Origin of the sequence: Serratia microhaemolytica, assembly GCF_004011885.1 — a bacterium.
Classification (GTDB): Bacteria; Pseudomonadota; Gammaproteobacteria; order Enterobacterales; family Enterobacteriaceae; genus Serratia_G; species Serratia_G microhaemolytica.
The window spans coordinates 12,966-24,972 of the sequence record NZ_SBEF01000025.1 but is presented as its reverse complement, the minus strand read 5'-3'; the positions used below and the strand labels follow the sequence as shown (position 1 = coordinate 24,972).

General features: G+C 50.0%; 10 protein-coding genes. 3 read left to right on the top strand and 7 right to left on the bottom strand.

What is annotated here, in order from left to right; all coding sequences use genetic code 11:
* Positions 1-12 precede the first annotated feature (12 nt).
* The 7 genes from cdsA to rpsB all read right to left on the bottom strand — a co-directional run bounded on the left by cdsA (position 13) and on the right by rpsB (position 6,686).
* Entirely contained in the window at positions 13-861 is an 849-nt protein-coding gene (gene cdsA, locus EOJ37_RS09485; protein ID WP_127959681.1) for a phosphatidate cytidylyltransferase, read from the bottom strand.
* A 9-nt stretch (positions 862-870) separates the two neighbouring features.
* Entirely contained in the window at positions 871-1,629 is a 759-nt protein-coding gene (gene ispU, locus EOJ37_RS09480) for a (2E,6E)-farnesyl-diphosphate-specific ditrans,polycis-undecaprenyl-diphosphate synthase (protein ID WP_127959680.1), read from the bottom strand.
* Positions 1,630-1,954: 325 nt separating this feature from the next.
* Complete coding sequence (gene ispC, locus EOJ37_RS09475; RefSeq protein ID WP_127959679.1) at positions 1,955-3,151, bottom strand: 1-deoxy-D-xylulose-5-phosphate reductoisomerase; 1,197 nt, start codon at positions 3,149-3,151, stop codon at positions 1,955-1,957.
* A gap of 157 nt (positions 3,152-3,308) precedes the next feature.
* Positions 3,309-3,866, bottom strand: a complete 558-nt coding sequence (frr, locus tag EOJ37_RS09470; RefSeq protein ID WP_127959678.1) for a ribosome recycling factor — start codon at positions 3,864-3,866, stop codon at positions 3,309-3,311.
* 139 nt (positions 3,867-4,005) lie between these two features.
* The gene (gene pyrH, locus EOJ37_RS09465; RefSeq protein WP_127959677.1) at positions 4,006-4,731 is read right to left on the bottom strand and encodes a UMP kinase; all 726 of its coding nucleotides are present in this window, start codon (positions 4,729-4,731) and stop codon (positions 4,006-4,008) included.
* Between the two features lie 202 nt (positions 4,732-4,933).
* On the bottom strand, positions 4,934-5,785 hold the full coding sequence (gene tsf, locus EOJ37_RS09460) for a translation elongation factor Ts (RefSeq protein ID WP_127959676.1): 852 nt from the start codon (positions 5,783-5,785) through the stop codon (positions 4,934-4,936).
* A gap of 175 nt (positions 5,786-5,960) precedes the next feature.
* Positions 5,961-6,686, bottom strand: a complete 726-nt coding sequence (rpsB, locus tag EOJ37_RS09455) for a 30S ribosomal protein S2 (protein WP_127959675.1) — start codon at positions 6,684-6,686, stop codon at positions 5,961-5,963.
* A 753-nt stretch (positions 6,687-7,439) separates the two neighbouring features.
* Here rpsB and map point away from each other — a divergent pair.
* From map to dapD, 3 genes are all read left to right on the top strand, one after another.
* Positions 7,440-8,234, top strand: coding sequence for a type I methionyl aminopeptidase (gene map, locus EOJ37_RS09450; protein WP_127959674.1), 795 nt, complete (start codon positions 7,440-7,442; stop codon positions 8,232-8,234).
* Positions 8,235-8,280: 46 nt separating this feature from the next.
* Entirely contained in the window at positions 8,281-10,971 is a 2,691-nt protein-coding gene (glnD, locus tag EOJ37_RS09445; protein ID WP_476707482.1) for a bifunctional uridylyltransferase/uridylyl-removing protein GlnD, read from the top strand.
* Between the two features lie 158 nt (positions 10,972-11,129).
* Positions 11,130-11,954, top strand: coding sequence for a 2,3,4,5-tetrahydropyridine-2,6-dicarboxylate N-succinyltransferase (gene dapD, locus EOJ37_RS09440; protein ID WP_127959673.1), 825 nt, complete (start codon positions 11,130-11,132; stop codon positions 11,952-11,954).
* Positions 11,955-12,007: the final 53 nt, after the last annotated feature.

The following is a 12,007-nucleotide window of genomic DNA, read 5'->3' as shown; positions in this document are numbered from 1 at the left end:
ATCATTGATGGATTAAAACACTAACAATAACAAACAGGCGAACACTGGGATAGCTGCAGTCAAGCTATCGATTCGATCGAGGATGCCACCGTGCCCCGGGATCAGGTTGCCACTGTCTTTGATCCCTGCTTCACGTTTGAACATACTCTCGGTTAAATCGCCAAGTGCGGAGGCTAGAACGGCGACAACAGAACAGATCAGCAGCGTCAGTGGTGCGATCTGAAGTGGGGCAAAATAACCAAAAACAGCAGAGATAGCAGCTGATGTGATGATCCCACCCACCAGACCTTCCCAGGTTTTTGCTGGTGAGACTTTAGGAGCCAGCTTGTGTTTGCCGAACAGTTTACCAAAGGTGTAGGCGCCCGAGTCGGCAGCCCAGACCAGTAGCATCACATAGAGCAGCCACCAAGCACCGGTGAAGGGATTCTGATCGTAATTGATCTGGCGTAACGTCAACATGCCCCAGAAGAACGGCATGATAGTCAATAGGCCAAAAATCAGGCGCAGTACATGTGAGTAACGCCATAGCGTGGCCGATGTTGGATAAAGTAGCACCAGTACCAGTGCAGCCGACCACCAGAACAGTGAGATCCAAAGCGAAAAAGCGATCTGTAGATAGTGGGTGGAGGGATGATGAAGTGGCACGCCAAACAGTGTTAATACCAGCAGTGCGCCAAAGATAATCGCAACCCAGATACGTTCAGCCCGTGCAGTAAAACCTGCTAACGGCCCCCATTCCCAAGCAGCCAATAGACAGACGGTGAGGGTGACAAGAGTAAAGCCAAGCGGAGAGAGGAAGAACAGCGCGGCAATGACCACAGGGATCAGTAATAACGCGGTGATAATGCGTGATTTTAACAAGATTTCCCCCTAAGATGCGTTGGCATCGGTAGCAGTGGTGCCCCCGAAACGGCGTTCACGTTGTGCAAATGCATTGAGTGCCCCTTGAAATATCGGTTCATCAAAATCAGGCCAAAGTACTTCAGTAAAGTAAAGCTCGGCATAGGCAATTTGCCACAATAAAAAGTTACTTATGCGGTGTTCTCCCCCAGTACGGATCACCAGGTCAACCGCAGGAAGATCACTCATGCTGATATGTTGCCCCAGGTGCTGCTCGTCGATCTGTGCGGGAGCGAGGTTACCTTGTTGCACTTGGACAGCCAGAGCCTGTACCGCCTGTAAAATATCCCAGCGCCCGCCATAATTGGCTGCAATGTTCAGCGTCAGGCCACGATTGTGCTCGGTCAACTGTTGCGCTGCATGGATACGCTTTTGTAATCGCAGGCTAAAACGACTGATATCCCCAATTACTCTGAGCCTGACATGGTGTTTATGGAGATTTTTTACCTCGCTATCCAATGCGCGTATAAATAGCTCCATCAACGCAGAGACTTCCTGGAGTGGTCGATTCCAGTTTTCACTGCTGAATGCGTACAGTGTCAGAGCATCCAGCTGTTGATCAATGGCAAAACGGACTGCACGACGTACCGACTTTAACCCTGCCCTGTGCCCGAAAATACGCAGTTTACCCTGCTGTTTTGCCCAACGGCCGTTGCCATCCATGATGATGGCAACGTGGTGTGGTTTTCGAACAGACAGGCTTGCTGCTGGTTGGTCTGCGAACGACATAACTTGTAATTAATTTCCTTGGTAGAAAGATGGCAGTGCTGTCTGCTAACACGGAGAGCGCAGGTACTGAATAGCGCTATTTGGCAGCGCCTGTTAGCCATAGGGCTTCTCAACGTTTATCAGGGGCATCTATCGTGTTGATGGTTCGATATGCTACACCTAACTGACGATAGGCGCATACTTTAAAAGTGACTGAGATAAAAAACTATACCACTTTCTGACAGATGGAACAAATGGCAGCAAATCCGTGTGCTCTGCTGCTTGCGTGGTGATGTAAATCGACTCAGTGGTTGTGTGATATGTCACCTGCTTCGGCAGTGGCTTGCTAAACAGTGCGTTGCCGCACCCAGTGCTCGGCTATTTCACGAGCATGACGGTCGATCTCCAACACGCTCTCTACTGAGTCAGGTTCAGGTTGCGCGACGCTTGATACGACCTGTTGATTAATAGCGGTAATGTCAGTGAAGCGGATACGCTGTTGCAAAAAAGCGGCAACAGCGACTTCATTTGCCGCGTTGAGGGCAGTGGTGGCTGCCTGTCCAGCATCGAAGGCAGCGATAGCAAGATAGAGGCAGGGGTAACGCTCAGGTTCTGGTTCAGCGAAGGTGAGTGCACCCAGTTGGCGAAAATCGAGCGCAGAGACGCCTGAAGGGATACGTTGTGGATAAGCCATCGCGTGTGCAATCGGAGTGCGCATATCTGGGGTGCCTAATTGTGCCAGCACACTGCCGTCGGTATAACGCACCATCGAGTGGATCACTGATTGTGGATGCAGAATGACTTCTACCTGTTTAGCTGAGGCATTGAACAACCAACGGGCCTCAATGTATTCCAGCCCTTTGTTCATCATCGTGGCTGAGTCTACTGAGATTTTCCTGCCCATTGACCAATTGGGATGCGCACAGGCTTGATCAGGTGTGATATCAGTTAGCTGTGTTAATGGCGTGGTACGCAGCGGCCCGCCCGAACCGGTGAGCAGAATTTGTGCAACGCCATGTGCTTCTAGGCAACCGTAGCCAAGTTGGTGCTGCATTGCTTCTGGCAGGCTCTGGAAGATGGCATTGTGCTCGCTATCGAGCGGCAGTAATTGTGCTCCACTCTGCTGTACCGCCTCCATAAACAGTCGGCCACAGGTAACCAGCGACTCTTTGTTGGCTAATAACACTTGTTTGCCAGCGTTAATCGCTGCTAGCGTCGGCAACAACCCTGCGGCACCAACAATCGCAGCGGTGACCTGATCAACGTCCTCTAAAGCGGCTAGCTGAGCGATCGCCTCTTGTCCGGCAAGCACTTCGGTTTTCACGCCAGCGTCAGCCAACAGATGACGTAGCTGATGAGCCGCGCTTTCATCGGCCATAGCTGCATATTCGGGACGAAATTCGATGCATTGTTGTGCCAGCAATTGGGCATTGCCGCCAGAGACTAGCGCTTTTAGCTTAAAAAGCTCAGGATTTTCCCGTACTACTGCAAGCGTGCTAGTACCGATAGAACCGGTGGAACCTAGAATGGTCAGTTGCTTCATTAGAGTGATTTAATTTGCTGTTTTATATCTGCTTATTTTTGTCTGCTATTTGCTGCTGCTCTGCATATCTCAGTGAAGTGCTGGAAATGGCAGCCGAATAGGTTGGCAGACAAAAAAACAAAGCGCCGCCAAGGCGACGCTAGAGGGGAGTGCTGGATTAAAACTCCATCAACTCTTTTTCTTTATCGCTCAATGCAGCATCAATCAGTTTGATGTAAGCATCGGTCATTTTTTGGATTTCATCCTGAGCGCGACGTTCTTCGTCTTCGCTGATCTCTTTTTCTTTCAGTAGCGCTTTGAGTTTATCGTTCGCATCACGGCGCACATTACGTACTGCAACCCGGCCCTGTTCAGTCTCACCGCGCACCACTTTGATCAGATCTTTACGACGCTCCTCGGTTAGCGGGGGTAGTGGTACACGGATCACGCTGCCTGCTGAATTAGGATTCAGGCCTAAATCTGAATTCATAATCGCCTTTTCTACCGCAGCACTGAGCGAACGATCAAACAGGTTGATGGCCAAAGTACGTGAATCCTCTACCGTAATGTTAGCCAGTTGGCGCAGTGGGGTAGCGCTGCCGTAGTACTCCACCATGATGCCGTCCAGAATACTGGGTGAGGCACGACCAGTGCGGATTTTACTAATTTGGTTTTTGTATGCTTCAACACTCTTTTCCATACGAGTATCAGCATCTTTTTTGATTTCGTTTATCACGTTGCGGATCCTTGGAAGCTGGTTACTTGGCAGGCAATACCTAGATACCTTCGGTTTTCAAACGGATAACCAAGTGATTGATTATGTGAAAACTGATAGAAATTGTACTGCCCAGTCGATTGCCGCCTACTTGCAGCGATTAATCTGTGATCAAAGTGCCTTCATTTTCGCCCATGACTACGCGACGCAGCGCACCTGGTTTGTTCATATTGAACACGCGTATTGGTAGGCTGTGGTCACGAGCCAGGGTGAAGGCAGCCAGATCCATCACTTTTAGCTCACGTTCCAATACATCCTGGTAAGTCAGCTGTTGATAGAGCGTGGCGTCAGGATTTTTCACCGGATCGGCGGAGTATACACCATCGACTTTAGTGGCTTTCAAGACCACATCGGCTTCAATTTCGATGCCACGCAGACAGGCTGCAGAGTCGGTGGTGAAGAATGGGTTTCCGGTACCGGCAGAGAAGATCACCACACGGTTATTGCGCAGTAAACTGATCGCTTCGGCCCAGTTGTAATTGTCACATACGCCGTTTAACGGAATGGCCGACATCAGACGAGCATTGACATAAGCACGATGCAGAGCGTCACGCATTGCCAAGCCGTTCATAACGGTAGCGAGCATACCCATATGATCGCCAACAACGCGATTCATACCGGCTTGCGCAAGGCCGGCACCACGGAAAAGGTTACCACCACCAATAACCACGCCGACCTGGATGCCCAGTTCCACTAACTCTTTAACTTCCTGAGCCATGCGATCCAACACGCTCGCATCGATACCAAAGCCCTCTGCACCCTGCAGGGCTTCACCACTCAGTTTGAGCAGGATTCGCTGATAAACCGGTTTTGCACTGGTTGCCATGGTGTGTTTGTCCTCAGCAGTGGTATTGCAACTGGAGCTGCTATATCGGTGGTGAATAAACCGTTTACCACATCGATGATATCAGCTCGCACTATCCCCATCATCCAAACAGACAAGGCGCTATCTACCAGCTTGAATTTCAGGTTGTATCAACCCGCTAGAGAATAACGCCTATAACGGTTGGTGGCTGGGTAAATAATGATTACGACTGTTTGCTCATTGCTGCGACTTCAGCAGCAAAGTCGGTAGCCACTTTTTCGATCCCTTCGCCCACTTCAAAGCGGATGAAGTTAACTACATCGGCATTGTGTTCTTTCAGCAACTGACCAACAGTCTTGTTGGGATCGATAACAAATGGCTGACCAGTCAAAGAGACTTCACCAGTGAATTTCTTCATCCGGCCTTCAACCATTTTCTCAGCGATCTCTTTCGGCTTACCAGACTGCATTGCGATGTCTAACTGAACCTGGAACTCCTTCTCAACCACTTCGGCTGAGACATCTTCAGGCTTGACGAATTCAGGCTTGCTGGCAGCAACGTGCATTGCCAACTGCTTCACCAACTCTTCATCAGCGTTGGTTGCAGCAACCAGAACGCCGATACGCGCGCCGTGCAGGTAGGTTCCCAGCACTTCGCCTTCCAGGCTAGAGACGCGGCGAATATTGATGTTTTCGCCGATTTTTGCCACCAGAGCAACACGCTCTTCTTCAAATTGTGTTTTCAATACTTCAACATCGGTGATTTTACCAGCGACGGCAGCGTCCAGTACTTTTTCGGCAAACGCTTGGAAACCAGAGTCTTTTGCGACGAAGTCAGTTTGGCAGTTCACTTCCAGGATCACTGCATAGTTACCGACGATCTTGGTCTTGATCACGCCATCTGCAGCAACGTTACCTGCTTTTTTCGCTGCTTTGATTGCGCCAGACTTACGCATGTTTTCGATCGCTAACTCAATGTCACCACTGGCTTCAGTCAGTGCTTTTTTGCAGTCCATCATACCTGCGCCAGTGCGCTCACGTAGTTCTTTTACCAGAGCAGCGGTAATTTCAGCCATTTCTTGTTCCTCGGTTATCTCACGTGGAGATGTACCCTGAATGCGTCGAAGCTGTCGATGGCAACACTCAGCCAGGGTAGGGTTCTCATTTGGATAAGTAAAGGGAGCCTTTTCAGGCCCCCTAACCAACATATTCAATACCTGGTTAATAAGGGCTCAGATGAGCCTGATCTTATTATTCCGCTTCGATGAAGCTCTCTTCCGCCTGAACGGCCAGATCTTGAGAACGGCCTTCGCGGATAGCGGTTGCAACAGCATCCAGATAGAGCTTGATCGCACGGATGGCGTCATCGTTACCAGGAATGATGAAGTCAACACCGTCCGGGTTAGAGTTGGTATCAACGATAGCAAAAACTGGGATACCCAGATTGTTTGCTTCTTTGATCGCGATATGTTCATGATCGGCATCGATAACAAACAGAGCATCAGGCAGGCCGCCCATGTCTTTGATACCGCCCAGTGAATTTTCCAGCTTCTCCAGTTCGCGAGTACGCATCAGCGCCTCTTTCTTGGTCAGCTTGTCGAAGGTGCCATCTTGAGATTGGATTTCCAGATCTTTCAGACGCTTGATAGACTGGCGTACCGTCTTCCAGTTGGTCAGCATACCGCCTAACCAGCGATGGTTAACGAAGAACTGATCACAGCCAACCGCATACTCTTTGATTGCTTCACCTGCCGCACGCTTGGTGCCAACAAACAGGATCTTGCCTTTACGAGAAGCGATTTTGCTCAGTTCAGCCAATGCCGCGTTGGCCATTGGTACGGTCTTTTCCAGATTGATGATATGAACTTTGTTACGAGCGCCGAAAATAAACGGCTTCATTTTCGGGTTCCAGTAACGGGTCTGGTGGCCGAAGTGGACGCCAGCTTGGAGCATATCACGCATGGAAACAGTTGCCATGATTAAACCTCTAGTCAATGTATTGGGGTTATGCCTCCACGTATCCCATAACTCCGACCCGAAATGATAACTCCCATTTCAAGGCACCCCGGTGCATGTGCCGATACGTGTGTGTTATTTATACTCAAGACCGTTCAAAGTTGTCTGGCTGCGAGTTCTACCCAGTGGCAACAGTGACATAGCCAGCGATATTGCCAGCGCATCACCGACGTGCCGCATACAGGCATCGCCGCTAGCTAATAGACAACGTCAATCAGTGAGAGCATATCCCCGTCGCTTTACAGAACATCTGCGTTGTCAGCAGGCTAAAGAGCGATCGGGATAGACACAAAGTGAGTACGATTCAACGTGTTTTGGCCACCACGCTGCATCTGGATGCGGTAACCATAACCGAGAGGTTATGAATACAAAAAACAGTGCGCTGGCGCCGGCGCGCTTTATATCATAAATTGACCATTGATACCAACTTTTGTTGTCGCCAGTCAGCGGTGATATCGTGGTTTTGTACTGCTGAGTGAGTTGGCTGCTACCCCACTATTTTGCGTGAGCAACTTACCGTTAACAAATCAGATTTGGCAGCATTTGGCTGTGCTGCTACCATAGGCATCAGCCTTTTTCGGTCATGATTTTCTCTGTCATGATTTGGTATGGAACTAAAACCTACAGGATGTTGTTGCGTAGTGAGTTAAACACTACCGGCAGCTTAAAGTAATGAGAGCATGTCAATCGATGTGACGTCAGCGGATTAATTTAATGGCAATTTCAATCAAAACCCCCAGTGATATTGAAAAAATGCGTGTAGCCGGTCGGTTGGCGGCAGAGGTGTTGGAGATTATTGAATCTTATGTCAAACCAGGGATCAGCACCGGTGAATTGGACAGAATTTGTCACGCTTATATCACTGAAACACAGCAGGCAATATCGGCCTGTCTGGGGTACCACGGCTTCCCTAAATCAGTCTGTATCTCGGTCAATGAAGTGGTTTGTCATGGCATTCCTAGTGACGATAAAATCCTGAAAGATGGTGATATTGTTAATATTGATGTCACGGTGATTAAAGACGGTTTTCACGGCGACACCTCAAAAATGTTTATCGTCGGCAAACCGACCATTCTGGGTGAGCGGTTATGCCGCATTACCCAACAGAGCCTCTACCTGGCGTTGGGTATGGTCAAGCCAGGCATTCGTTTACGCACTCTAGGCAAGGCGATCCAGCAATTTGTTGAAGCGGAAAATTTCTCTGTAGTACGTGAATACTGCGGTCATGGCATTGGCCAGGTGTTCCATGAAGAACCCCAAGTGTTGCACTATGATGCCGATGATGGTGGTGTAGTGTTACAACCTGGCATGACATTTACCATTGAACCGATGGTCAATGTCGGAGATTACCGTATTCGTACCATGAAAGATGGCTGGACAGTGAAGACCAAAGATCGCAGCCTGTCAGCGCAATATGAGCACACCCTTGCAGTGACTGATGATGGATGTGAGATCTTGACGCTACGTAAAGATGACACCATCCCCAGAATAATTACCCATCCACAGTGAAGCTACGGGCATTGTTGCCCGTAATTAGCGATGGTGAACAGGAACTATGTCAGCACAGATGCCAGCAGCTCACCCCGGACCTTGCTCTGATACCACTTCAGCCACCGCGTGGTCACCGGCGCTCGGTTCTCCACTGCATTACGACGATTCAGAGATCCACGCTGCCGGTTTAAAGCCGCAGCTTGAGTCTGTTCAGGCCACACTGGCGACGGCATTCAAAAACGGCATCAGTGCTGAGCAACTGGTGCTGGCGCGCAGCCAGTTTATTGACCAACTGCTACAGCGTTTGTGGCATTTCTTCGCTTTTCAGCGAGTGAACGCTATTGCCCTGGTCGCAGTTGGCGGTTATGGGCGTGCTGAGTTACACCCGTTGTCTGACATTGATCTGTTGATTGTCAGCCAGGAAACGCTCAGTGAACAGCAAGCGGCACGCGTTGGTGAATTGCTCACCTTGTTGTGGGATCTGAAATTGGCAGTGGGTCATAGTGTGCGCACACTGGCTGAATGTGTGGCTGAAGGCAGCGCGGATTTGAGTGTCGCCACTAACCTGATTGAATCTCGTCTTATCTGCGGTGATGAAACGTTGTTTCGCGAGCTACAACAACGGGTATTCAGTGATGATTTTTGGCCATCACCACAATTTTTTGCGGCGAAATGTCGCGAACAGCAACAACGCCATCAGCGCTACCACGGTACCAGTTATAACTTGGAACCCGACATCAAAAGCAGTCCTGGTGGCTTACGTGATATTCAAACGCTGATTTGGGTAGCGCGTCGCCATTTTGGCGCGGCATCGCTGGACGAGATGGTGGAGTTCGGCTTTCTTTCACCACTTGAACGTCAAGAACTGAATGAGTGCCAGGCTTTCCTCTGGCGCATTCGCTATGCACTACATCTGGTATTAACACGCTACGACAACCGGTTGCTATTTGATCGCCAGTTAAGTGTCGCACAACTGCTCTGTTACCATGGCGAAGGGCATCAACCGGTTGAACGGATGATGAAAGATTTTTATCGCGTCACCCGCCGAGTGAGTGAATTGAACCAGATGTTATTACAACTGTTTGATGAAGCTATACTGGCGCTTGATACCAGCGAAAAACCGCGCCCATTGGACGAGCAATTTCAGCTCCGTGGAACTCTGATTGACCTGCGTGATGAAAATGCCTTTATTAGCAATCCAGCCACGCTGATCCGGATGTTCTACTTGATGGTATCTAACAGCGAGATCCAGGGCATCTATTCCACTACCGTGCGCCAACTGCGCTACGCCCGACGACAACTGAACGAGCCGTTATGCCAATTACCTGCTGCCAGATCCTGGTTTATGGCGATTTTGCGCCATCCCGGAGCGGTATCACGCGCGTTAGTACCGATGCATCGCCATAGTGTGTTATCAGCTTATATGCCACAGTGGAGCAACATTGTTGGTCAGATGCAGTTTGATCTATTCCATGCCTACACCGTCGATCAGCACACTATCCGGGTATTGCAGAATCTGGAAAATTTTACTGATCCGCAGACGCATCAGCACCATCCGCTATGTGTTGAGCTCTATCATCGCCTACCACAGCCAGAGTTACTGCTATTGGCCGCGCTATTTCACGATATTGCCAAAGGGCGTGGTGGTGATCACTCACTATTGGGCGCGCAAGATGCACAGCAATTTGCACAACTGCATGGTTTAAGCAACCGTGAACAGCAACTGGTTGCCTGGTTGGTACGCTATCACCTGTTAATGTCGGTGACGGCGCAGCGGCGCGATATTCAAGACCCGGCGGTGATCCGCCAGTTTAGTGTCGAAGTGCAAAACGAGAGTTATTTACGTTATCTGCTCTGTTTGACTGTGGCTGATATTTGCGGCACAAACGAGACATTATGGAATAGCTGGAAGCAGAGCCTGCTGCATGAGCTCTATTTTGCCAGCGAAAAGCAACTGCGGCGTGGTATGCAAACTGGTCCGGATCTGCGCCAGCGGGTACGAGAACATCGTGCTCAGGCGTTGGAATTACTGCGTATCGACAACGTTGATGAACACGCGTTGCAGCGTCTCTGGTGCCGCTGTCGTGCAGACTATTTTCTGCGCCACTCTCCGCGACAACTGGCTTGGCACGCACGTCACCTGTTGACTCATGATCTGACACAACCCTTGGTATTGATCAGCCGCCGAGCGACACGCGGTGGCACTGAGATCTTTATCTGTAGTCCAGATCGCCCCTACTTGTTCGCAGCGGTAGCAGGTGAACTGGATCGACGCAATTTAAGCGTGCATGATGCACAGATTTTCACTAACCGTGATGGCATGGCGATGGACACTTTTGTGGTATTGGAACCCGATGGCAGCCCATTAGCGGCAGATCGTCATCTGGTGGTGCGACAAGGGTTAGAGCGGGTCTTAACCCAGCGTCAGTATCAGCCACCGCGTATCCGTCGCCCCTCGTCCAAATTGCGCCATTTCACTGTGCCAACAGAGGTTAATTTTCTGCCCCACGATACACATCGTCGCAGCTATCTGGAGCTAATCGCGCTGGATCAGCCAGGTTTGTTGGCGAGAGTGGGGGAAATATTTGCCGAGCTTGGGCTATCGTTACATGGTGCGCGCATCACCACCATCGGTGAGCGAGTTGAAGATCTGTTTATTCTTGCGGATAGTGATCGTCGTGCCTTATCGTTGGAAATGCGTAACCGGCTGACACAGCGCTTGATGGAGACACTGAATCCGAGCGATAAAATATGATACAACTACGCTGGCGATGAGCGTGACGATCAGTTGTGATCACCAATTCAGGCAGAAGTGACAGCGTTTTGTTGTCGGCATTAGCGCCAGCAACAGACAACCGTCAGATCTGTCTATCTAACCCTCTTTTAGCCAATTAACTCAGGACAGAGAGAACAATGCAACAATTACAAAGCGTTATTGAGAGTGCTTTTGAACGTCGTGCCGAGATCACTCCGGCAAATGTCGATACCGTCACACGTGAAGCGGTCAATCAGGTGCTCGCACTGCTGGACAGCGGGGCCGTGCGGGTAGCAGAAAAGATCAACGGCACATGGGTGACCCATCAGTGGTTGAAAAAAGCGGTACTGCTCTCTTTTCGCATCAACGATAACCAGGTAATCGAAGGGGCTGAGACACGCTATTACGACAAAGTACCAATGAAATTTGCTGATTATGATGCCGCACGTTTTCAGCGAGAGGGCTTCCGCGTGGTGCCACCCGCCTCGGTGCGCCAGGGCGCATTTATTGCCCGTAACACGGTATTAATGCCCTCTTATGTCAATATTGGTGCATACGTTGATGAAGGCAGCATGGTCGACACTTGGGCGACTGTCGGCTCCTGCGCACAAATTGGTAAAAATGTACACCTTTCGGGTGGTGTCGGCATTGGTGGTGTCTTGGAGCCACTACAGGCTAACCCGACCATTATTGAAGATAACTGCTTTATTGGTGCGCGTTCAGAAGTGGTAGAAGGCGTTATTGTTGAAGAGGGTTCAGTCATCTCAATGGGCGTTTATATCGGCCAGAGCACGCGCATTTATGATCGTGAAACCGGAGAGGTGCATTATGGCCGAGTACCGGCTGGTTCGGTAGTGGTTTCTGGTAACCTGCCAGCGAAAGATGGCTCCTATAGCCTTTATTGCGCAGTGATCGTGAAGAAAGTGGATGCTAAAACACGTGCTAAAGTCGGTATTAATGAACTGCTACGCACGATTGATTAAGCAGAACGTGGTTCGATAGACGGGCAGATCGGCAGCGTGGTCGACCACAACAA